A 22,348-nucleotide genomic window follows, 5' to 3' on the forward strand; every position below is an offset into this window, starting at 1 on the left:
GCTGCATCCGACCAATGAAAAACCCAGAATAACAGACAGTATTAAGCCTATTGAGCGTATTGAAAAAGTCATTCTTCCTCTCTTAACGAATAAATAATTACACTATTATTCGTATACTCCATGTCCAACAGACTCTAAAAATCGTCACCCCTAGCCGGATTAGATTCTTAAACCACTTCGCTGTGAACAGCTATTGCACGTATATAAATCAGTTATCAAACTAATCGAGATAATCATTAGAAACACAAAGAATCGGGATGGCTATCTCTTACTCTTCCAGTAGAAGCAATATCTCGATGGTAGATAGTTAGCTTCTCAATCTTATGATTAGATGATGAGAGAAAATTATTCAACTCTATTAAAACTTTGGATTTACTATTAAGTAAAAAAATTTATTTTTATTAAAATAAGTCACTTACAAAATAAAAAAGAAATTTGTATTTTTTCTAGTTATAAAATTAAAAGTTATTTCATCAACTTAAAAATTAAACCACACAAAACCCATGGAATAAATAAACCATAATATGCAACTTGTTTTATTATAATACGTGACCTAGATCACATATGCCTTCTAGATAAAACTAACACTTTCGTACTATAACTTTAGGCGGGTCGCAAATAATCAAACCTACATTGCAAGTTTTACCCGATATATTCTCAGGCTTAACTGAGCATTCAACAAACTCAAGGAGAATTTTATGCGTCTATTCAATCAGTTGGAATCTCTTCTCTGGAAGCACTTCTCACGATTTATCTTAGATAAAAACGGGGCCTCTGGTATTGAGTATGCGATCATTGCCACTATCGCTGCCGTTGCAATTGCCTTGTTCGCAGGCGAAGGCAGTATCGGTGATCGTATTAGCGCGGTGCTCACAACCGTTCAAGATGCGCTCCCTGAAGTCACTTCTGGAACTTAAATCGAAATTGTCACTGCTTTGATGGTGTTCATTCACTCCGGCCTTCTGACTCTATTATTTCTGTCATCATACTTTGATATTAGAGATCAGATTGTTCCAAATCGTTTGTCACTTTCAATTTTAGGATTGGGTTGTATTTATTTGTTATTTCTCTCTCCTGACGAAAATATATTTTCCTTAAGTAGCATTTTCATCACTCTATTATTGACACTGCCTGGTTATTTTTTAGGTCAATTTGGTGCCGCAGATGTAAAAATATTACTGGCAATTGCTTTAATAACACCTTATGAAAATATGCTAGTAATCATTATCTTATCGATGATTATTTTCATCGTGTATAAAAACTTATTTGCTAAAGGCATTTGTCGAGCTCCCTTTGTACCGGCCATATTTATTGCGGTGAGCCTTCAAACAATAGTGGGTGTGTCTTAAAGGTAGAGGTCAATTATGGATTATAAGATCTTAACAGTGTCCTACTCTAGAAGAGTAAAACAGAAAGGCTCAGTAGCGATTGAAACGGTTTGCTTATTGCCACTGATCATTTTACTGATATTTTCCGTGATCCATTACTGCATGATCTTTTTTGCCATCAGTATCTTTGACTTTGCTGCGAAAGAAAGCATCCGCCAAACACTTTCCTATGTTGACGAAAGTTGTTATTTCTCAGCATCAGGCTGTACGGATTCCAACATATTAGAGCAGGTCAAACCGATAATTTTAGATAACGCCTCACAAGTCATTAAAGGTTTCACCCACGCTAACGGCGACGGGCTTGGAAAGCTCTTTGGCGTAACCCTGCCAGCGGCTGAAAACCTAATCCAGATCTCGACAATAGCTGAAGGTGGTTGTTGCCAAGTTTCAATCTCATTAACGGATTACCACTCCACCCCTTTTTTACCACTCAATATTGTTGACGGGTTAATTCCTGGTGAAAACTCCGTATTCCCTAGTCAACTCTCGGCAACAGCCGCGATGAAGATAAATTAGGAGAGCGCATGCTAAGCAAATTTCTCAAACAACCCAAATGGCTGCGTATACTCTCTGCCAGTTTACTTATAGCTGCGTTCGGTTTCGCATGGTTAGGTTATTCAGAGCATACCCATCCCACAGTGAAGCTCGAAGCAGACTCGCCCACTATCAAATACGATATATGGCAATTTACACAGTCAGTAGCAAAAGGAACACTGATCACACAAGAATTGCTAATCCCAGTACAAGTCAATGAATTAGATGCCAATATTATCGTTGATCCCCAACAGGCTATTGGTAAACGTGTCAACAAGTCTGTTCCATATGGGACAAAATTAACCACCACACTTCTTGCTACGGAACGTCCTATTATTGATGAGCTGCCACCAAATCACAGAGCTGTGGCGATAAAAGCTAACGAGGTATTGTCCGTTGGTGGTTATCTTCAAGCCGGCGACCATGTTGACATCATGTACTTACTTAAGCCTAACCGAGAGTCTGGCTCTACAACGACAGCACGAAGACTTGCCAGTAATGTTCCTATACTGGCGATTGGCGGCCAACTGACAAGTACCGATGAAGATGATATCGACAGAGAAAATGCCGCTAAATCGATTGTCCTTTGCGTCCATGAAAGCCTTGCCTCAACGATTTTACTGGCAGAAATGACCGGTGAATTGAGACTTGCTGCAGTAGGGACAAAAGATTTACTCAATGACTCTCCCAATACATTGTTTGCAGATACCCGCGCGATGTCTTCCGAGTTCTTAGTCAGAGACAAACTATCGTCGCATTCCAATTTACTGGTTACAGATTACACAGTGAATCTAAAGCGCTTTGGTCCTGCTAAAAAAACGAAGCCATCACAAACTAAAAAATCCCAGCCTAAGTCCATAAAGACTGCGCCCGCGAATTACATAGAAATTATTCAAGGTGGCACACGTTCAATGGTAAAGACTCAAAAGTAATGGAGATTCTATGAAACGGATTCAATGTATACTGCTATTACTTTCTTTACTCGCTTGGCAAAGCATCGGCGCAGAAAAGATATCCGTCATTCAAGGCATGCAAACCACGCTAGAAACCAAGGGGAACGTCATCACACGAGCGGCGATGGGTGACTCAGACATTGCATCACTGGATGTACTCAATAAAAACGCTTTACTCATTACAGGACATAATATTGGCCAAACCACACTTTTGGTTTGGCACAGCAATCGTAAAACCCCTCAAAAACACGTCGTGGAGGTCGAATCCGCCACTCTTCCACAAACAAATGTTCAAGTTCAAACCGATATAAAAGTCGTCGAAATCAGTAAAACGGCATTAAAAGAAGCGGGGTTCTTTTTCGGCAAACAAGGGGGAAATACTACATTTGGTATCGGGAGTAGTAGTTCCTTATCTGGTGGTAGTATAGACGGTGATTTGTTCTCAAATAGCAATTTCCTGCCCTTTTCCGATGCTTTTAACGTCGTCATTGGTGATGCTTCGCGTGGTATTCTCAGTACGATTAGCGCACTCAACGCCAACGGCTTTGCTTACACATTGGCCGAACCCAGCCTGGTCACGATGTCGGGACACACCTCTACTTTTCTCGCTGGCGGTGAGTTCCCCTATCCGAAAAGCTCAAATGATGGCGATATCAGTATTGAATTCAAGGAGTTTGGCGTACGTTTAAACATTGCCCCCACGGTGCTGAAAGACAGCCGGATCCAGCTTAAAGTCGCCCCCGAAGTCAGCGAACTCAACTATAACAATGGCGTAAATACGTCAGGCATTACCGTACCGGGTATCAGCGTACGTCGCACCGATACTACTGTCCAACTTGGTGACGGAGAAAGCTTTGTTATCAGCGGGCTAATCAGTAGCAGTACCATGAAAAACGCGAACAAATTTCCAGGGTTAAGTGATATCCCGATTCTTGGCGCCTTTTTTCGTTCAAATCGCTTAGAACAAAATGACAAAGAGCTGATGATGATCGTCACACCTCATCTGGTGAAACCTTTGGCAAGCAACGCCAGAACGCCACCCTTACCAGGGGAGATTTACCGCGACTTTAATCCAAACTTTTTTGAATTGATATTTTTAGGCAGCGAACCAAGTGATCTTCCTAGTGGGATTGGGTTCTCAAATGGAATGTAATGGAGAATATGATGAACGCTATCAATCTTTTTGGCACTAAAGAACCCTCTCCTCAACAGCTTGATTTGGAGCTTAAAGCCGATCTCCATAAGTACGTGCTTGAACAGATGGAAGATGACGGCTTAATTTACGATATGTCCACGCCTGAGCGTCATAATATTCTTTTACCCTTGACCTCTTACATACATCAATATTTTGACACTCACCACATCAATATTTCTATGCCAGACCATGAAGTGGATCACCTAGCAAAGCAGCTTCTTGATGAAATGGTTGGCTATGGACCAATAGAAGAGCTCCTTCGCGATCCAAGTGTTGATGACATTTTAATTAACGGACCCAAGCATGTATTTGTCGAGCGTAATGGGGTTCTTGAACAAGCCGAGCATCGGTTTCTTAATGACGAACACGTGATTCGCGTTATACGTCGAATGTTATCACCATTAGGGCGTCGCATTGATGAATCAAATCCGATGGTCGATGCGAGGTTACCTGATGGAAGTCGTATCAACGCAATTATACCTCCGCTAGCGTTGGACGGCGCTTGTCTCTCCGTTAGAAAATTCAAACAAGATGGATTAACCGAAACAACTTTACTGGCAAAAGAAACCTTATCACAAGAGATGTTATCGTTTCTCAAAACCTGCGTAAAAGCACGATGTAATACTTTGATTAGTGGCGCGACAGGAGCCGGAAAAACCACGCTTCTCAATATACTTAGCCAATACACGAATCCGAGTGAACGGATTGTCACTATTGAAGATGCCGCAGAATTACAATTAAGAAGCAGTCACATAGTTCGCCTTGAAACTCGTCCACCAAACTCAGAAGGCAGCGGTGAAGTAACCGCGAGAGAGTTAGTTAAAAATGCGCTTCGCATGCGGCCAGACCGTATCATTTTGGGAGAAAGTCGAGGCGGTGAAGTACTGGACATGCTTCAGGCAATGAACACCGGCCACCTTGGCTCAATGAGCACATTACACGCGAATTCTCCAAATGATGCGCTTATCCGCTTGGAGATGATGGTGACCTTAGCGGGATTTCGCTCCAGTGAAACTTTTATAAGAAAAGTGGTCGCTTCCGCAATTGATATAGTCATTCAAGTTAATCGCCTCCCGAGTGGTAAGCGTGTGATTTCGGATATTGTTGAAGTTGAAAGCGTTGAAGACAATCAAATTAAAACCAAGACATTATTTCGTTACTTTCCCGGAACGAAACGCTTTGAGCAAGTAGGACAACCTTCCGCCCAATTAACAACTAAATTGGAGGAAGGCTTATGATCTATTGGCTTGCGGCCTTAACTCTATTGATCTTGGCCATTACCAGCATAATGTACAGTTTAGGTTTCAATAATGTCGCCTCGACCACTCATCGCTTAACAGCATCTGTTCAAGTGAGTTCGCGACAAAAACTGAAAAGAGCCTCTGAAGCGCCTATATTTGAGTGGCTACAAAAACACGGGTTTAGCTCCTCTCCGAGTAAAAACATTCTTCTTCTTGGGTTATTGATTGCCATTGATACTGGCGTTTATTACTTGCTGGGCGGATTAGCCGCTTTGATGGCATGGGGAGCATTGATTGCTGTCTCGTTCTCTATTGCTCACTGGCGACGAGCTAACATAAGACTAAAAATCACCCAGCAACTCCCCTCTTTCATCGACCAGGTAAATAGGCGTATAAAAGTAGGGATGAGCATTCATCAAGCGGTTGAGCAATCCTCTTCAGCGACGGCTTCGCCGCTAAAACACGTTCTGGAGCGAGTGAATCAAAGGCGTGGAATCGGTATTGAACTTCAAGATGCCTTTTATAAAGAAGGCACACTGACTGGTGTCCACTCTTTTCGCCTACTCGGATCAATATTCAGTATAAACACTCGATACGGTGGTAGCATCAGCGACTCACTACATAGTCTGGTGCAGCTGCTGCGTCAGCAAGATTTGAGCCGCAGAGAACTGAAATCTATCACTGGAGAAACACGGATCACGGCTTGGGTAATTGGCGCGGCTCCTGTTCTGGTGGGCGCTTATATGATGGCCCAAAGCCCTGAGCTGATCATTGATATGTGGTATTCAGAAAAAGGACGCTATGCCTTGCTACTCGGTGCCGGAATGCAAACTTGTGGTGTACTGATTATCTGGCGAATGTTTCGCACACTGTAAGGAGGAACGTGATGAATTTAACTCTCTATATCGCGTTGACCGGGGCTACCGTTTGCTTAACTCTTTCCGTGTTTTTTTATTATCGCTCAGTTCACAATCCAGTAACCAAACAACGCAAGTCATCATCTCAACACAGCCAAACCACATTTACCAACAGTCAAAAGTGGTGGCGGCGTTCAAAAAACCAGCACCACAGATTTCTGGAAAACGTTGTTACTAATATGCGCCAGGCAGGATACATCAGTAGCCGAGAGCAAATATTATGCTTGTTTAAAATCGCTGTTGTGTGGGCAGCCTTATTTCTTATTTTTTCCGGGCAGCAACTACTATCCGCTACGTCAATAACAGAAATAATCTTGTATTCTATTTTGTTCTTTGCTTTTGGAATGTTGATAACGATTCGGTGGCTTCGCTCACAGGCGATAAAAAGAGGTCGGATTATCGATGAAGAAATGTTGATAGCTGTACACCTGATGTCGATTTTATGGCAAGTCGGGCTGTCTGTTGAAAGCCTCTTCAAAGCATACAAATACGAAGCGGGAGAATTAACGCCTGAAATAAACAAAGAGGTGTCACTAATTTTGGCACGCATTGATGCAGGTCAGAATCGCGAATGGGTATTTAAAGACATGGCAGCTTTAAGCCTATCATCAGGTTTTCAAGACCTACTAACGATGCTATCTCAAGCCTCAGACAGTGGCGGAGGATTAAAACAGTCCTTTCAATCTCTTTCCGGATTGCTGTATGAACGAAAGCGCGTTGAGCTTCAGGAAAAAGTAACAAAAATGTCAGGGAAAATATCGGTCACGATGATGGCGTTGATGTTTCCGGCTCTGTTTATTGTTCTTGGTGGACCTGCAGCACTCGCCTTAATGTCTGCTTTTGGAGGTTAAATGACCTATTTTCAGCATATTATCTGTATTCTTAGTTGTTTAACCTTAGGAGCGTGCAGTCAATTTTCATCCTCAGAGATATCCCACGGTGTCGCCACATCTGATCCGTATCATGGAGAGTGTGGAGAAATCGTTTCCAGTACTACAGGTATGAAAATTACTATGGCTAAGCAAGCTTTTATACACGGTCAATACTATTCCTCACTCGCGACATTAGAACAAGTCGAGGATAACTTAATTACCAAACTGGCTCTACAAGCTAGCGCCCATCGAAAAGCTGGGCAATGGGAAGAAGCCAAAGACCTTTATCAAGAGCTGCTCTCTAGCTGTTTAAAAGGAAATGCAGCTCATGGTCTAGGACTCATTGCCGCCTATCAAGGGAAATATTTATTGTCTCGAGACTGGTTAGAGATTGCCATCAAAGCAGAACCCGCTAATGCCAATATCAGGAACGATTACGGTTTTTTACTACTGTCTCTTGGTCAAGAAAAACAAGCTCGTACTCAACTGGTGACAGCACTGGAATTGAGCCCAGACAATCAAACTGCCGCAAAAAATTTATGGCTTGTATTACGTCGAGGAAGTGAAGAACAAGCCGCACTAAGTCTTCAACGGCGCTTTTCGTGGACACCTCAAGAAAGCAACAAACTGGCCGTCGCTGCAGCGCGCCTTAATCCTTTAAGTACTCTGGAGAACCAATAATGAATCGTACTATTTGTTGTCTCTTAATTACGTTGTTGGGGGTGTTATCACCCCAATTGAGGGCAGAAAATTCCTCGGCGCCTGATGACAAATTTGGCGATACAACTCGGTCTTGGCTTGCTATTCAGCGTTCAAATACTCAAGCGACACCTTATAACGACAAATTATCGCCACGCGCTCTGAAAGCGGCTCAAGAACGAATGGAAGACAGTTTTAAACAAAAAATTCCACAAAAATTTATTAAAGAGAAATTTGGAGAGTAACCATGTATGCCACGTCACAAAAGGGCGCGGTCACACTTTGGCTCAGCGCTGCTCTGTTCAGTCTGGTGATATTTTGCTCGTTAGCATTAGATATGGCTCGCTTAGCGTACGAGCGTCATGCTTTACAATCCATCGCCGATCTCGCAGCATTACAAGTGAGTCGATCCACTCCCTATTTCATCGATAAAAGTCAAAGATCAAACTTAGAAACGTCACTATTCTCACAATATGAAAGTAATATCGATGAATTAACACTGCGCTTAGGTAGCGCAAAGATCGTTGATAATCAATGGATAGTGGATATGTCTTCTGCACCTGAACATGGTTATCAGGCAGCTCAAGTCATCGTTAGCCACAGCGTTCCTCGCAGTACTATCGCTGGTGGGCTTTTTAATGGTGACACGCTTAATTTAACAGCAACTGCCGCAGTTCAAAAGAGTAGTTGGGTGCTATTTGGCCTTGGGTCCAAAACACTTTCAACCAGTGATACCGGATTGCTAAACTCGTTACTTGGCGGTTTGCTCGGTATTGAACTTGATTTGGGCATTGCAGACTACGACAGCCTAGTTCACAGTGCTATCGACTTGAGAGCACTGCTTTCCGGACTAGCTATCGAGGAGAACTTAGGCTCTCCTCAAGAAGTCCTGGCCGCCGACATTTCGTTGATGAGCGTCATGGAAGCTTACCTCACCGTGTTGAGTCAAGAAGATGAATTTCCTCAAGCGCTCAACCTTATTGTCAATGAACTGACTATGCTTGAGGGTCCAATCCCGAAAGTTTCTTTAGGCGATTTAATCCATATTAGCTCATCAAATAATGCTCCAGATGCCGCATTATCAAGTTCTATTAACGCTTTTTCGTTAATTACTTCAACTATTTACGCAGCTAATTCGGAGCATTTTGTCGACATATCAGGACTTAATGTGTCCTTACCTGGAATTGCATCTGTCAATCTACAAGCAAGTATTATTGAGCCGGCACAATTCGCTATCGCAACACTACCTATCCTAGATAATCAAAAACCATCAGTGGAAAACGCACAAGTCGACCTAAGTCTTGTAGCAGACTTAGAATTACTCGATTTAGTGAGCGCCTTAACCGAATTGGTCGGGTTATCACTTGACGTATCCCCTCTTACGCTCGTTACTCATGTCTCAAAATCTACAGCAACGATCGAGAGTCTGACTAGCGATAATTACGAAGTTTATGCCAACATTTCTGCCTATAGTTCGATGCTTGAAGTTGAAGTTGAACCTTTAGACATTAATATTTCATTATTAGGGCTTCCCCTTGTCGCACTGACGGCAAACATCACGGTGTACAATAAAGACCAGCAGCAAAACGAGTTTTATATACCGCTTTCGCAAGTACCATTACAAGAGTCAGTACCGAAAGATACAGAGTTGGGAGCTAACATCGAATTAGTGATCGGGAGTGGGAGCTTATCTGGCCCACTATCAACAGCGTTAAATTCGGTATTAGAAGCGGTGATATCGGATATTATAGGCGCGGCGGTGTTACCTATGATCGAAATATTGGGTGTACAAGTTGGCGGTTCTGACATTTGGGTCGACGCTATTGAAACCAATCGTCATGGAGTCATACTCTAATGAAGCAATAAGTAAACACAACTCCCTAGAAAGCAGATTAATACTATTCTGCCGTTTAACTTTACATTCTATATACCTATAAGCACGTACATACGCATCATTGGCCTCAGATGCTAGCTAGATAAGCCTGACCCATATCCTGAATGTTCACTTATATAAAAAATGACACCGAAAGTCATAATACTTCGGTGCCCATTTGTTCAGATCGGTTCTAAAACCTTTTGAGTTAATGGAATAACTTGGCATCAACAATTTTTTGGCTATTAAATGGAAATATTGTCTAAATCCGTCTAGCAATAGCCGAACGCATAGTGATAGATGATATTCTATACCTATTAATTTCTAGCTAGTAAATTTTTGGAATTATATTATTGCTATCAGTGTGATAATATATCGAACTTTCTTGACGGTAGGTAGACTTTATCACGTTAGTCATATTCGATGTTAACCAGCGAAAACCATAATATATTACATAATTTCCAATTAATAACTATACTAATGTAAATATGACTCATTAAGTATGGTTACGAGATGCCGATACCTAAAGAGAACCCTTCATCTTGGAAAGTAAATAATTATTCATATGGCTCACTAAGGTCTGCGATATCTAGTTTTTTCTTACTCTCATTGCTTCTCGCAACCTCGGCCGGTGTGATACATTTTGATGTACACCAGTTACATAATAATCTCAGTGAGAAATCATTGACTGAATATCTACAGGAACTATACCTAATAATTACGGCTGCTTTATTTATAAAAATTGCAATAAATCAACCACAAAAAAGAGGGTTCGCAGTGCTCATATCCTCTTTTTTAGCGTTTTACTTATACGTGAGCTTGATTCATTATTTGATTCAATCTTTCATGGCTTTTGGAAATACCCGGCATGGGTAATAATACTTACTGCTATTGGTTGGGCTAGCTTCCACCTAGGCTCAACAATTCGTCCATTAATTGAATATACAAAGCACAATAGCTTCAGCCTGATGCTCGGTGCAATAGCTACATTACTGGTTTTCTCACGTCTATTCGGGATGGGAGAAATGTGGCAAGGGCTTATGCAAGAGAATTACATGCGCGGTGTAAAAAACACTGCAGAAGAAGGAGTTGAACTTCTGTCTTACAGCCTCATCGTCTTTTCTGCAATTTGGTATAACCAGTCTGAGTCAAGACAACTTGTATGACTATTTACCTAAATACAAGCAAGTATTAATAATCTAATAACGTGTTCATTATATTACTCCAAATTAAAACTACGTAGTCATCCGCCTTCTGGGATCGGAACATTAGAATTATCGTTTCCGAAAACGATGGATTATTTATCAGAATGCGACAAGCACTCACCCGTGCTATTAATTTCAGATGCCGGGTAAATGAGGTCTTCTGTACAACGGCGACAATAATCATAATCCGCGGAACGAGAACATGATGAACAAACGTATTCTGGAGTAATTCCCCAATTAATATTCCCCCCAATAAAGCACCCCATGTAGTCAGGGGCCTGACAACCTTTACATAAAGGAGTCAAACACCATTGAACAGCACTTATAATCCAATCACTATCCAGCACATCCAAATTGGTACCGTTCAATTCCATAATTCGCTTTTCAATAAAATCATGAACGCTAGAGTCATATGCTATCGCCTTCCATTTATCCAAATAGCTCTCAAGAGATAAGAGTTCTTCTTTGTGCGCTCTGCTTATGAACATCTCATGTGAACAATTGAAACCAAAGGCTGCTGCAATTAGCTCGTAACAATATTCTATCTCAACTGATTGAACACAAGTAATATTATGAATGTTCACGATCAGCTCAATCTCTTTCCTAAGTTTATTTGCTTTTTCTTGAATAGTTTCCATATCCATGGCTGAGCTACCGATTGTAGATTAATGAGAATAAAAATTAGACCCTTAATGTATCCATCAGGTATCTTGGTTCAATACAGTTAATGAATTAAATATAACCATATTCGAGAATACGCGACACTAGGCTTTTGAAGTAAATGATATACAATCAACACTCACATTAGTTTAAATATAGCAGTGCTTTAAATGTATGCCACTATACCATTTGACGTATCTGGTTATATTATCCTTATTTTAAAAGTGGTTATAATTAAATTTCTGCAGGGTAAATAATTTCTGTCGGAAGACAATATAGTTTGATCGACTCCAATAAAGTCTGATCATTTACAACGAAGTTTGTTAGTAGTGTTCACTTGTCAGAGGAAAAGTAAAGCGACTACAGCAAACACTCCTTTGCCCCATTCCTTGCCAGTAACGTTCAACCTCACAAGTCACAGTGAGGTGGTTTGACCTACTTCTTCTAATCAGCATAGTGTCGATGAAAGTGGGGTCGTACCAACTTAGCCAACTAGTTCGAATAGGCAGTCTTATTTCCATTTTTTAACCTACCGAAGAAACGTGTTCTCTGTTAGAGTCACCGTCAACTTCGCTATTGAAAAAAAGACATCCACAGATCGCATGTGATTGATGGATTTTTATTCATCCTTAGAACTCATTTTAGGAATCCCTAGTGACTAACAACGAAATTTTACGTCGTATCCAACACGCGTTAAACCTTAAAAACGCGCAGATCATGAAAGCTTTCGAACACGCCGAAGTCACGGTGGCTCACGATAAAGTGGCAAACTGGTTAAAAGATGAAAGCGACAAATCTTGCGTTAAGATGAAGGATCAAGAGTTAGCGGTATTCTTAAATGGCTTTATTAACCTCAAGCGAGGAAAAAAAGATGGCGAGCAACCTAAGCCAGAAGTCTCGTTGACCAACAACATGATTCTCATGAAGCTGCGCATTGCGCTAGACATGAAAGCAGAAGATGTGTTGGACGTATTAGAAGTGGTTGGTATTAGTTTAAGTAAATACGAAATTGGTGCGTATTTCCGCAAGCCAAACAACAAAAACTACAAACAGTGTGAAGACCAACTGCTGTGCGACTTCTTAAATGGTGTGCAGTTTACCAATCGTCCAGATTCAGTAGAGTTTACTGGGTAATTTTTATCTCGAATCGAACGTGGTAATTGATTAAAAAAGCGAGAACCATTTTATTTGGCTACTCGTTTTTGTGATGTTAACGACCAATATTAGAGCTTCACAATCACGTCTACTCTTTGTCTTTCTTCAGTAGATACCTATCAAACCACGCTGAAATCTGGTCGGCTTTTAGAATCAAGACACACTGCCCCCTATGACCCGACCAAGATAAACCCAAGCTAAAACCTTAAGCCAGTTAGGGGGCTCTATTCTGGTCAAGCTATTCCAGACATCTTGTAGTGATTCTCTAAAACTGGCCACGTGTATAGAGTTTTTCCATACTTTTGGTCATGCGAGCAGGATCACGGCTAACGCTATTGGTAACACGAATTTTCCCCAAAAATTGTTAGCCAAAATTTCGGAAGATGTTTCTCTTTCCACTCTTTGACTTACCTTTTCTAATAGTGGTGTATGCCATTGACTTAGTATGGTCCGCTGAATCTCAGTGTTTAGTTGGCTTGGAACAGATAGATTTTATTGGCATCGCTTTTTTAAATCTAAGACGTTGGTTATTATGTGACGAATGGACTCCGTAAACGTTTTTTCATCGAAAGTCTCAGCAGCAAAAGCTGTCATATCCGATGCCATAGAAACAAGAGCGTTCCCGCCGACTAATCCAACCGCAGCCCCGCTGTTGCTTGCGCCACATACTCATACCCTTATTAAAATGTATCACTTTTCTCATGATGTATTTATTCTCTAGAGCATGCTTGATGTTTTTTATCCCCCTAATATCGAATTATCCGTGTCTGCCCTTCTATCTATAGATCCGTAATATGTTGCGCGGTGGTATCCTTGTTTAGGCTTCACGGCTGGCTTACGAGCCGAGCTCACAATCAAATCTCGGTGATTAAAAGAAAAGTGGGATCATCGCCAATAATATTAATGGGGAGCCTGATTGCTCCCCATTAATTCTCTAGACACCACCTAACTCAATGGTTTTAAATTACTTAACGCTTTGCGCTAAGAACTCTAAAATGATTGGCGTAATCTCATCGGCGTGCGTTTCCAGTGCGAAATGCCCGGTATCAAAGAATCGAATATCCGCACTAGGGAGATCACGTTTCCAAGCTTCAGCACCAGCAGGCAGGAAATAAGGATCGTTAGCCCCCCAGACTGCAAGCAATGCAGGTTGATACTTACGGAAATATGCCTGAAAACGAGGATAGTTTTCAACATTAGATGCATAATCGAGCACTAGATCTAGCTGAATGTCTGCATTACCAGGTTTCTGTACATGCATGCCTTCCAAGGTATAACCATCCGGTGACACTAAGCTCTTATCGCTTACTCCGGTCAGATATTGCGACTTAATTTCCTCTGGTGTTGGGAAATCTTTAAGCACAGCACGATTTTCAGGCGTTGGGTTTTGCCAATAGTCTTTAATCGCGTTCCACCCTTCCGCTAAGCCTTCTTCATACGCGTTACCATTTTGGGAAATCAGCGCTGTCACAGCGTCTGGATTGGCCGCTGCCATACGCCAACCTACCGGCGCACCATAGTCATGAACCATTAGGGCATACCGTTTGATTTCCAATTGTTGCACAAACTTTTCCATCGTCTTAGTAATGTTTTCGAATGTGTACGTGTACTGCGTTCGACTTGGCGCTTGCGTAAAACCAAAGGACGGAAGATCCGGAGCGATGACATGATAGTTTTCAGCCAATGCCGGAATGATATAGCGATACATATACGATGAAGCCGCAAACCCGTGTAATAACACGATACTTGGATTAGTCGGCTCGCCCGCTTCTCGATAAAAAATATTTACATTATCGACTTGTTCATAACGATAGTGTACGTGTTGTGTATTTGATTCAGTGTTCATAATTACTTCCCGTGTAACCGTTAAAGTGCAAAATTGAAGGTTACGGTCTTTTTTGGTAACCTGTCAATTAATTTTTTAATGGTTACAATTGATTTTATGACTATGAATCAGCCTCAGTTTTTAGCGAACAATTTGGCGTTAGACTTCGTTAACAGCGAATACGGCATGTTCGATGAACACCAAGACCACCTAATTGATAATAAAAGTACAGTAAAATGGCTTAAGTTAGCTGGATGCTTGCCTGAAGAAAATGTAGAGATACCTCTCGGGCTTGTTGAAAAAGCGAAAGACCTCAGAAAAGTTGCTCGAGAAGTCATAAAGGCCGCGATTGACGGTGAAGCTGGCAATACGGACTTCATTAATCATTTGCTAGATAAGGGCAGCCCAAAAACATATTTACAGTGGGACAACACATTAAACAGCTTTCTTCTGGTTAAACGTAGACGAGATAATAGCGTCGAAAGCTTACTTGAACCGATTGCCGCTTCTGTCGCAAATTTGATTTGTCACCCTGAGCTTAAATATGTTCGTCAGTGTGAAGCCCATGATTGTACTTTAATGTTTTTGGATACAACTAAATCCCATCGCCGACGTTGGTGTAGTATGGCTCTTTGCGGTAACAGAATGAAAGTTGCGGCATTTCGTTCACGAAGAAATGAAACTTGATCAAGAAAAAGTTAGCGAATACTTACTCTACTGTCTTAAGTACCAATAAGGTTGGTACTCCAAGGTAAACGCTGATATCCAAGACTTTGGGGGCTCAAGCTTTAATAAAGTCGTCAATACCGCATTCTGTCTACCCGTTAATTCAGAGTCTTATGGAAGAGCGGACAGTAGCCAGAATTGGATATATTGGTGATGGAATACCATTGTGAATGAAGCAATATGGCATTCAAGCGGCGGCAATAGGCTATATTCTTCATTATACGAATCTTTATAGCGATACGACGGGTCAGGTAATATTAGAATCATGAGAATTCGGTCGCAATTATGGATTTTATGATCAGAGCGCCCAGACGGTACCTAGTTCCTTTCTTTTTCTAAAATCGAGAGATTTATTTATAGTTAGGAACAGCTATTTAGTTTTACTGGGCAGTTTGAGGTTTTCCATACTAAAAGTTATCCGTGGCTTTCTAAATTAAGTAGTAGCTCTAAATGGGTTTTGTCCATAACCTTCACGGCGGGCATTTCTAGCACGAAAATGCCCTCCTCATACTGAAATCACATTCTGAACTAGTGATGGTGGCTTATTTAGCCCAACGTTAAACTAGTGCCTACGGACTTCTCTGTTTACTCTGAGTAACAAAAAGCCAGTCAAAACGACTGGCTTTATTATTTTATATTTGAGCATTCGCTCTTTTAGCGATGCTTGGCTGTGAATCTGAGAACAAGCTCATTGACCTCATCTGGCTTATCAAGTTGTACCCAGTGCGTGGCTTCGTTTATTCGAGCATATTCAAAGCTGGCATTTTCGCCGATGAAGTGCACAGAATCTTTCATCTGTTTTTCACCTAGATAATAATCGTGCTCAGACCAGATACCCAAGCAAGGTGCTTGTACTAAACCAAAATCTTCAGGTTTTAGTGGGGTTTCTAAGTCTAAACCATTGCGATACCAGTTCAGCCCCGGAATAATGTCTTTACCTTCTTTAAATGCTTCTTTCCAGTGTTCCCATTCTGGGTGATTACGAGTCCACTCGTTAAACAGCTTCCAGTCATCAGCTGCAAGAAGATCTTGAGCCATTGGCAGTTGGAAGAGGAAGAAATACCACGACATCTCACGTTGTTTGATATCAGACATACTCAGCAATGCAAATGGGTGACCAACTGAAATAGCGGTTAGTGATTTAGTTGCTTGCGGATAAATGCCGGCAAATGTCCAAGAGACAGCAGCCCCCCAGTCATGCCCAACCACATGAACTTTTTCAATGTTGAGGTGATCAATCACCGCTTTAACATCCGATGCAAGCATAGCGATGTGGTAATGCTCTTTTTCAATCGGCTTAGATGTTTTGCCGTAGCCACGCATATCTAACGTAATCACGCGGTAACCAGCGTTGACTAATGGATCGATTTGATTGCGCCAAGCATTTGCAGAATCAGGGAAACCATGCACGAAAATAATCGGCTCCCCTTAACCTTTTTCATAAGCCTGAATGGTGATATCACCATTTTGCAATTGAAATCCTCGACCTAGATGTGACATATCTGCATTCATATTATTATCCTTTTGATATACACAAGTAACCTCAAGATGCTCGGTTTAGCGAGAATGACTTGGGTATTATCAGTAGCAGCCAACGACCGCTACTGATTAGTTATAAGCGTAAAGTTACCGGTCTTATTGGCTCATCATTTTTGAAAGGTCTTGTAGCCCTTTGTCGTTTTGCCAATCGTAAATCGGATCAAATAGCCCCATCAGTTGTGATGCAGTTGCACTATCGCCTTGAGTTACTGTGATTTTTTCAGCTTTTAGCAAGTCATCAAAAGCCGCGGTATTGTTGTAGATTTCAGCCCAAACCTCTGGTTTCATCTGTACCGTGACGTCAGCTTTTGTCTTACTGGCTACACTGTTATCCAGGTAGTTAACCACGGCGCGGCTGATTTCAAGTCCATAGACCTTATCTCCGCCAAAATCGAACTTGATTGTTGCTTCTGTTTCACCAGAACGTTCTGGATTGATACGGATACGATAGTAGTTAACGTAATCATTGATGTTCTGAACTACCGATTCTGGGGTAGCCGGCACATTCTTGATGATATTCACTTCACCACGAAGTTCAGCAGCTTGCGCTAGGTAGAAAGAGCGCGAGTTGGTTGATGTGGCACGATAACCCATCTGCTCCAATGCATCTGCTTTTAGCTGTTTGTTTTTCTTGCTAGGGTTACTTTGCACTAAGTAGTCTGATACTTGTGCTGACCATAAGTAGTCACCATTATCGAACGCTTGTTTCGCTAAGTTATAGGTTTTACCTTCTCCACCCATAGCCTCAACCATGCGCATCGCTTCATCTTTTGGATGTAACTTATTTAAGTGGGCGGCATTGCGGTCATATTGACCAAACAACGCGGTATAAATACGCGGCGGCATAATCGAAATTTCACCATAGTTTTGAACCAGAATCGGTGATTCTTTCAGGTATTTAGGCAGTTTTACGCTATAGCGAAGTTCGTCAGGCCCCTGACCCAAGGCAATATTTTTTAATGACTGATCAAGAACAAACGCTAAACCATCGTGGTAACTTTTCAAGCGAGCATCGATTTTATCTTTCCCAACAAGTGAAGTGGAATGAGTTGAAAGTAAGATTTCAGGCTTTAGTTCTTTTATCTTGTTTAATGCTCCCATCCAATCATTTGGATTGCGGTAACGACCACCACGGGCACTGTAGATATTAGGGAACCAACCCCAGACAACATTATTCAATACTGCTTTTTTACTTGGAATATAGACCATCAATTGGTTTGAGGTATCAGTACCAATTCCGTCTATGTAGAACACCATATCCAAGCCCGCTACATTGATGGTTTGACCATCATGAGTTGGCGATAAGTTCACGGGTACGAAACCACTTGGATCTGGCATTACGGTATTTTTATAGGCGGCATTATCCCCATCATTAGGCAGATAAGCGTTAAACTGCTCGATACTACGAGCCATGGTGATGCCGCTAGTCTCGGGATGTATTGACGATACACCACCATTTTTGGCAATGGATGCATTGGTGTTCGGGTGTCCAATAATCTTAATATCAGTATTACCACGGGCCGCTTCTTGTTCTAACATGTAGCGTGCGCCGAAAGTGTAGTGTTCATGCGAATACACAATGGCAGCAATAGGCTTATCAGTTTCTTTACGCAGCATAGTATAGAACTCTTCTGCGTCATGGCCGTTGTCGCCAGTGTCGTAGATAATTAGGCCTTCAGGAGCTTCGATGGCACTCATGTTAACAATTGAGCGCGAGCCAAAAGTCCAGATACCGTCGGCAATTTTTACAGTAGTTGGGTCATCATAAGAGGCTCGCTGCTCGCTATGTGTGCCCAAATTCCAAAATGATGCGGTTTCTTGATTGACCTTTGCTTTATTGCCATTTTCCGGAAGGTGGGTTAATGGGGTCTCTTTGGCATTCATGTAGGGAGAACTAAAGTCAGGGTTATTTGCTGCAAATGCAGTGGTGGTTGTTAATGTCATTACAGAAATTAAGGCTATGTTCAGAGTTTTCATTTTCATATCTACAGTCTTCTGTTTGAATTAAATAAATACTATTTTGCTATTGTGAAAATAGTAATGATAGTTAAGACTACCTTGCGAACACTGCAAGAAGGTACATGTATCATTATTTAGATTTGCCGTTAGAGTTGATGAAAACCATGGTTTTGCTCTATAACCACCCGAATCTTAAGAAGGTAGGTGATATTCTTAACAAGTCTGAGAGTGCAGTTAGCCGAGACATTACTAAGCTGCGTGAAAGGTTAAATGATCCAATTTTCATACGTAGCGCACAGGGAATGGAGCTTACCCTTTAGTGCAGCAACTCGCCCCACAGGTAGAGCAGCATTACAATCAATTGGCAAACGTATGGAAGCAAGCAACAACGTCCACCACTGATTTCTCGCAGTACAGGCAACCTATCGTCATTGCACTGAATTCTTACCTTTATCAATATGCGGCAGCAAAGTTGACAGCGGCTTTATTGCAACACTTTCCACAAGCCACATTTCATGTTCAACATTGGGGAAAAAGTACCCTTGATGACATTGTTCAAGGAGAGGTAGATATTGGTGTTCATTTTAGCGATTTGGAAACGAATAAAGACATCACACACCAACATATTGCTAAATATCAAGTTTATTTGGCGAGCCACCCAGATTTAGAACTTAATAAGTTAGAAGATATTCTCGACAATATGTTAATTGTTTCCAAACTGCCTGCTTGGAATGATCACCGTTATCGATTATTTGAAACACTGAAACTGAAGCCAAAGAAGATCGCTTATGTTGACTCATTTCATTGTCCACGGCGTACGAAGTGATTCAGACCGTCCCAGCACTCTCTTTTTTGCCCGACTTTATATTCGATGTTTCTAAAGTGAACATATTACCCGTAGGTAAAGAGTATGAGGTTTCATCATTCTTTAAGCAGAGTCTCCGACGAGAACCATTCACACAGCATCAGCATTATTTAATCAAAACGGTTATATCTTCGACACAATCATGATGCATAATGAGTCTCGCAATACGGATAGAAAAGTTATCCGTAATTTACGACTTTAGCGACATCACTGGCACGTTTAAGTCCAAAAACACGTTAAGTTGCTTTCTGCGACAAGCTCCAGAGTAGCGTTTGTCTTGCATGAGCGATTCTCGGGCTTCTTAAAGAACTCGGAGACCAAGCCATGTAATAGTTCAGTATCGTGTCACCTATCGGAGCAGGAACATGGCACAACTCCCCACTCTCAATTTGCGCTTGGCACAAATAGTGTGGCATGACTGTCCAGCCAAAACCTTGCACCAATAATCCACGCAGTGCGCGTAAATCCTGAGCGACTAACGCCGGTTGCCTTTGTTCTGGTGTGAGCTTGTTACGCCTTAACCAGCCATCGATTACCGATAACGCTAAATCATAAGTCAGCATCGGCTGCTTCATCAGCGCCGCTAAATGATCTGGGCTTTCGCTGATTTGCTTCATGATACGCGGCGAGGTCACTGCACAAACAGGCTCAGACATGACGAGTTCACTTTTTAGGGATGGATCGGTGATTGGATGCCCGGTAAAACCTAAGTCACAGTGCCCTTCCACCAGCATGTTGTGCACCAGTTCCCCATCGCCTGAATGAAGCCGTACTCGAATGCCCGCATCAAGTAATGGAAGCAGACGCGGCGCCAACACCTCAGACATAAAATCGCTGTGAGCGATGATCTGCAATGTTCCTTCAACATCATGTGAGCGTGCTTTGGCTTGCGATAACGCCAGTTCAACGGCATCCAGCTTATCGCCAATATCCGCGGCAAGTTCTTCTGCGGCAAGCGTCGGCGCAACCCCTTGAGCTTCGCGAGTGAACAACGGCCGCCCAATCGCCACCTCCAATCCGGCAACATGTTGCGAGACCGCTGGTTGAGTTAAATTGAGCACCCTCGCCGCCGAGCTAATCGAACGCTGGCGATAAACTTCCACAAATGTTCTTAATCGAATCAGAGACATAACAATCCATAAAATTATTTATACCCCTAGTAAAATAACCTTGTTGGCGCGATTAATCCATTCTCTTTACTATCAACTCATACAATAAAACGCATGCAATTGCGTTCTTCTGGCTCACCAATGAGGAGATGCACCATGACAACCACTCAGTCTTTCCATGATTTAAATTCTATTCTCCAAAGAATGAAAAAGGCTCATCTCGATACTGGGCCTGCGAGCGCAGAGCTTCGTCAAGATCGCCTGCAACGTGCAATTGATTTGATCACCGATAACCAAAAAGCGTTAACTCAAGCCATGAGTGATGACTTTGGTCACCGCGCTGAATATCAGTCGCTCGTGGCCGATGTTGTCACCACTGTAAACGGCTTAATGCACGCAAAAAGTAACGTCAAACAGTGGATGCAACCGCAACCTGTGTTTGGCCTTGAAGGCGATCGCAGTGCGCATATTCAGCAACAGCCACTTGGCGTGGTGGGTGTCATTAGCCCGTGGAACTTTCCTATCAATTTAGCGTTTGGCCCCCTTGCTGGTGTGTTTGCCGCAGGCAACAGCGCCATGCTCAAGCCATCTGAATTAACGCCTCGTACCTCAGAGCTTCTCGCTGAGTTAGTGGCACGCTATTTTGACCCTATGGAGCTTGCCGTTGTGCTCGGAGATGCTGACGTTGGCCAAGCCTTCAGCCAATTGCCTTTTGATCACTTAGTCTTTACCGGAAGTACCGCCGTCGGTAAGCATGTGATGCGCGCCGCAGCCGAAAACTTAGTCCCCGTGACATTGGAACTCGGTGGTAAATCGCCAGTTCTGGTTGCGCCAGATGCGGATATCACCCATGCCGTGCAACGGACAATGACCGTCAAAACGTTTAACGTTGGGCAAATCTGCTTGTCACCCGATTACGTGTTGGTCCACAAGGATCACCTCGAACAATGGGCTTCCGCCTCGAAGCAATTTGTCGCACAAAGCTTTGCGACCATTGCAGATAACCCAGATTACACCTCGATTATCAATCAGCGCCATTTTGAGCGCCTAACCGGCTTATTGGACGATGCGAAACAAAAAGGCGCGACCATCATTAGCCTTGCACCTAACAATGAACCGAGTATTGATCAAGCAACACGTACGATTGCACCGCATTTGATCCTCAATGTGAATGACGATATGGCGATCATGCAGGAAGAAATTTTTGGTCCGCTGCTGCCTGTTAAGACCTACGAGCAAGAGCAGCAAGCCATTGATTATATTAACCAACATCCAAGACCACTCGCAGCGTATTACTTTAGTGACGATGAGCAGCGTCAGGAATACTTTGCTCAGCATACCACCTCGGGGGCGCTGATCATTAATGACATTATGACTCATGCTTCCATCGATGCCTTGCCATTCGGCGGTGTCGGCCCATCGGGCATGGGGGCCTACCACGGTATTCACGGCTTTAACAACTTCACTCACGCGAAAGCCGTGGTGGTTCATGAGCAAAGCGACGATGCCAGCGAGCGATTACGTGCGCCTTATCAAGACAAAGCGGATGCGCTCAAGCAAGCGTTCGGTCAATAAATACGTTGCTGCGGTTTAAAAGCCGCAGCGACATCCCAACAACTAGAATGTGGAGCAA

Annotated in this window: 21 protein-coding genes; 16 read left to right on the plus strand and 5 right to left on the minus strand. The window is 42.4% G+C overall.

The window, feature by feature from the left end:
* The first annotated feature begins 698 nt into the window (after positions 1 to 698).
* The 11 genes from ACFFUV_RS10175 to ACFFUV_RS10225 are packed head-to-tail and all read left to right on the plus strand — an operon-like array spanning position 699 to position 9,654.
* Complete coding sequence (locus ACFFUV_RS10175) at positions 699 to 917, plus strand: Flp family type IVb pilin (protein WP_390192078.1); 219 nt, start codon at positions 699 to 701, stop codon at positions 915 to 917.
* Between the two features lie 21 nt (positions 918 to 938).
* Positions 939 to 1,349 carry a prepilin peptidase gene (locus tag ACFFUV_RS10180; RefSeq protein ID WP_390193253.1) on the plus strand — a complete coding sequence of 137 codons (411 nt, stop codon included), beginning with the start codon at positions 939 to 941 and terminating at the stop codon, positions 1,347 to 1,349.
* Between the two features lie 15 nt (positions 1,350 to 1,364).
* Positions 1,365 to 1,904, plus strand: coding sequence for a TadE/TadG family type IV pilus assembly protein (locus ACFFUV_RS10185; RefSeq protein WP_390192081.1), 540 nt, complete (start codon positions 1,365 to 1,367; stop codon positions 1,902 to 1,904).
* 8 nt (positions 1,905 to 1,912) lie between these two features.
* A complete protein-coding gene (gene cpaB, locus ACFFUV_RS10190; protein WP_390192084.1) occupies positions 1,913 to 2,854 on the plus strand; it encodes a Flp pilus assembly protein CpaB in 942 nt (313 codons plus the stop codon).
* A 10-nt stretch (positions 2,855 to 2,864) separates the two neighbouring features.
* Positions 2,865 to 4,028 carry a type II and III secretion system protein family protein gene (locus ACFFUV_RS10195; protein ID WP_390192086.1) on the plus strand — a complete coding sequence of 388 codons (1,164 nt, stop codon included), beginning with the start codon at positions 2,865 to 2,867 and terminating at the stop codon, positions 4,026 to 4,028.
* Between the two features lie 8 nt (positions 4,029 to 4,036).
* A complete protein-coding gene (locus tag ACFFUV_RS10200) occupies positions 4,037 to 5,308 on the plus strand; it encodes a TadA family conjugal transfer-associated ATPase (protein ID WP_390192087.1) in 1,272 nt (423 codons plus the stop codon).
* Positions 5,305 to 6,186, plus strand: a complete 882-nt coding sequence (locus ACFFUV_RS10205; RefSeq protein ID WP_390192088.1) for a type II secretion system F family protein — start codon at positions 5,305 to 5,307, stop codon at positions 6,184 to 6,186. Before ACFFUV_RS10200 ends, ACFFUV_RS10205 begins: the two co-directional genes overlap by 4 nt.
* Positions 6,187 to 6,197: 11 nt before the next feature.
* Positions 6,198 to 7,079, plus strand: a complete 882-nt coding sequence (locus ACFFUV_RS10210) for a type II secretion system F family protein (protein ID WP_390192091.1) — start codon at positions 6,198 to 6,200, stop codon at positions 7,077 to 7,079.
* Complete coding sequence (locus tag ACFFUV_RS10215) at positions 7,080 to 7,781, plus strand: tetratricopeptide repeat protein (protein WP_390192094.1); 702 nt, start codon at positions 7,080 to 7,082, stop codon at positions 7,779 to 7,781.
* The gene (locus ACFFUV_RS10220; RefSeq protein WP_390192096.1) at positions 7,781 to 8,044 is read left to right on the plus strand and encodes a DUF3613 domain-containing protein; all 264 of its coding nucleotides are present in this window, start codon (positions 7,781 to 7,783) and stop codon (positions 8,042 to 8,044) included. Before ACFFUV_RS10215 ends, ACFFUV_RS10220 begins: the two co-directional genes overlap by 1 nt.
* A 2-nt stretch (positions 8,045 to 8,046) precedes the next feature.
* Positions 8,047 to 9,654 (plus strand): pilus assembly protein TadG-related protein, encoded by a 1,608-nt coding sequence (locus tag ACFFUV_RS10225; RefSeq protein WP_390192099.1) that lies wholly within the window; start codon positions 8,047 to 8,049, stop codon positions 9,652 to 9,654.
* Positions 9,655 to 10,969: 1,315 nt separating this feature from the next.
* On the opposite strand, the gene ACFFUV_RS10230 is transcribed toward ACFFUV_RS10225, so the two are convergent.
* Complete coding sequence (locus ACFFUV_RS10230; protein ID WP_390192102.1) at positions 10,970 to 11,521, minus strand: hypothetical protein; 552 nt, start codon at positions 11,519 to 11,521, stop codon at positions 10,970 to 10,972.
* A gap of 670 nt (positions 11,522 to 12,191) precedes the next feature.
* Here ACFFUV_RS10230 and ACFFUV_RS10235 point away from each other — a divergent pair.
* Complete coding sequence (locus tag ACFFUV_RS10235; protein WP_390192105.1) at positions 12,192 to 12,671, plus strand: YehS family protein; 480 nt, start codon at positions 12,192 to 12,194, stop codon at positions 12,669 to 12,671.
* Positions 12,672 to 13,656: 985 nt separating this feature from the next.
* On the opposite strand, the gene ACFFUV_RS10240 is transcribed toward ACFFUV_RS10235, so the two are convergent.
* Entirely contained in the window at positions 13,657 to 14,538 is an 882-nt protein-coding gene (locus tag ACFFUV_RS10240) for an alpha/beta fold hydrolase (RefSeq protein ID WP_390192108.1), read from the minus strand.
* A 102-nt stretch (positions 14,539 to 14,640) separates the two neighbouring features.
* On the opposite strand from ACFFUV_RS10240, the gene ACFFUV_RS10245 reads away from it, so the two are divergent.
* Positions 14,641 to 15,204: a CGNR zinc finger domain-containing protein gene (locus tag ACFFUV_RS10245; protein ID WP_390192111.1), complete on the plus strand. Its 564-nt coding sequence runs from the start codon at positions 14,641 to 14,643 to the stop codon at positions 15,202 to 15,204.
* A gap of 693 nt (positions 15,205 to 15,897) precedes the next feature.
* Here the strand turns inward: ACFFUV_RS10245 and ACFFUV_RS10250 are convergent.
* Together ACFFUV_RS10250 and ACFFUV_RS10255 are read right to left on the minus strand one after the other, a co-directional pair.
* Positions 15,898 to 16,662 (minus strand): alpha/beta fold hydrolase, encoded by a 765-nt coding sequence (locus ACFFUV_RS10250; protein WP_390193255.1) that lies wholly within the window; start codon positions 16,660 to 16,662, stop codon positions 15,898 to 15,900.
* Between the two features lie 216 nt (positions 16,663 to 16,878).
* Positions 16,879 to 18,765 (minus strand): alkyl sulfatase dimerization domain-containing protein, encoded by a 1,887-nt coding sequence (locus tag ACFFUV_RS10255; RefSeq protein ID WP_390192114.1) that lies wholly within the window; start codon positions 18,763 to 18,765, stop codon positions 16,879 to 16,881.
* Positions 18,766 to 18,896: 131 nt separating this feature from the next.
* On the opposite strand from ACFFUV_RS10255, the gene ACFFUV_RS10260 reads away from it, so the two are divergent.
* Positions 18,897 to 19,061, plus strand: coding sequence for a helix-turn-helix domain-containing protein (locus ACFFUV_RS10260; RefSeq protein WP_390193259.1), 165 nt, complete (start codon positions 18,897 to 18,899; stop codon positions 19,059 to 19,061).
* Complete coding sequence (locus ACFFUV_RS10265; protein ID WP_390192116.1) at positions 19,061 to 19,567, plus strand: LysR substrate-binding domain-containing protein; 507 nt, start codon at positions 19,061 to 19,063, stop codon at positions 19,565 to 19,567. The genes ACFFUV_RS10260 and ACFFUV_RS10265 overlap by 1 nt, the downstream gene beginning before the upstream one ends.
* 275 nt (positions 19,568 to 19,842) lie before the next feature.
* Here ACFFUV_RS10265 and ACFFUV_RS10270 read toward each other — a convergent pair whose 3' ends face one another.
* Positions 19,843 to 20,736, minus strand: a complete 894-nt coding sequence (locus ACFFUV_RS10270; protein ID WP_390192119.1) for a LysR family transcriptional regulator — start codon at positions 20,734 to 20,736, stop codon at positions 19,843 to 19,845.
* A 135-nt stretch (positions 20,737 to 20,871) separates the two neighbouring features.
* Between ACFFUV_RS10270 and ACFFUV_RS10275 the strand changes: the two genes are divergently transcribed.
* On the plus strand, positions 20,872 to 22,290 hold the full coding sequence (locus ACFFUV_RS10275) for a coniferyl aldehyde dehydrogenase (protein ID WP_390192122.1): 1,419 nt from the start codon (positions 20,872 to 20,874) through the stop codon (positions 22,288 to 22,290).
* Positions 22,291 to 22,348 lie beyond the last annotated feature (58 nt).

The organism is Vibrio olivae (genome assembly GCF_042428525.1).
GTDB classification, from domain to species: domain Bacteria; phylum Pseudomonadota; class Gammaproteobacteria; order Enterobacterales; family Vibrionaceae; genus Vibrio; species Vibrio olivae.

Bases quoted from the DNA above. Each gene is read 5' to 3' on its own strand.
- ACFFUV_RS10175 (WP_390192078.1), top strand. From the start codon at position 699: ATGCGTCTATTCAATCAGTTGGAATCTCTTCTCTGGAAGCACTTCTCA.
- ACFFUV_RS10180 (WP_390193253.1), top strand. From the start codon at position 939: ATGGTGTTCATTCACTCCGGCCTTCTGACTCTATTATTTCTGTCATCA.
- ACFFUV_RS10185 (WP_390192081.1), top strand. From the start codon at position 1,365: ATGGATTATAAGATCTTAACAGTGTCCTACTCTAGAAGAGTAAAACAG.
- cpaB (WP_390192084.1), top strand. From the start codon at position 1,913: ATGCTAAGCAAATTTCTCAAACAACCCAAATGGCTGCGTATACTCTCT.
- ACFFUV_RS10195 (WP_390192086.1), top strand. From the start codon at position 2,865: ATGAAACGGATTCAATGTATACTGCTATTACTTTCTTTACTCGCTTGG.
- ACFFUV_RS10200 (WP_390192087.1), top strand. From the start codon at position 4,037: ATGATGAACGCTATCAATCTTTTTGGCACTAAAGAACCCTCTCCTCAA.
- ACFFUV_RS10205 (WP_390192088.1), top strand. From the start codon at position 5,305: ATGATCTATTGGCTTGCGGCCTTAACTCTATTGATCTTGGCCATTACC.
- ACFFUV_RS10210 (WP_390192091.1), top strand. From the start codon at position 6,198: ATGAATTTAACTCTCTATATCGCGTTGACCGGGGCTACCGTTTGCTTA.
- ACFFUV_RS10215 (WP_390192094.1), top strand. From the start codon at position 7,080: ATGACCTATTTTCAGCATATTATCTGTATTCTTAGTTGTTTAACCTTA.
- ACFFUV_RS10220 (WP_390192096.1), top strand. From the start codon at position 7,781: ATGAATCGTACTATTTGTTGTCTCTTAATTACGTTGTTGGGGGTGTTA.
- ACFFUV_RS10225 (WP_390192099.1), top strand. From the start codon at position 8,047: ATGTATGCCACGTCACAAAAGGGCGCGGTCACACTTTGGCTCAGCGCT.
- ACFFUV_RS10230 (WP_390192102.1), bottom strand. From the start codon at position 11,521: ATGGATATGGAAACTATTCAAGAAAAAGCAAATAAACTTAGGAAAGAG.
- ACFFUV_RS10240 (WP_390192108.1), bottom strand. From the start codon at position 14,538: ATGAACACTGAATCAAATACACAACACGTACACTATCGTTATGAACAA.
- ACFFUV_RS10245 (WP_390192111.1), top strand. From the start codon at position 14,641: ATGAATCAGCCTCAGTTTTTAGCGAACAATTTGGCGTTAGACTTCGTT.
- ACFFUV_RS10255 (WP_390192114.1), bottom strand. From the start codon at position 18,765: ATGAAAATGAAAACTCTGAACATAGCCTTAATTTCTGTAATGACATTA.
- ACFFUV_RS10260 (WP_390193259.1), top strand. From the start codon at position 18,897: ATGAAAACCATGGTTTTGCTCTATAACCACCCGAATCTTAAGAAGGTA.
- ACFFUV_RS10270 (WP_390192119.1), bottom strand. From the start codon at position 20,736: ATGTCTCTGATTCGATTAAGAACATTTGTGGAAGTTTATCGCCAGCGT.
- ACFFUV_RS10275 (WP_390192122.1), top strand. From the start codon at position 20,872: ATGACAACCACTCAGTCTTTCCATGATTTAAATTCTATTCTCCAAAGA.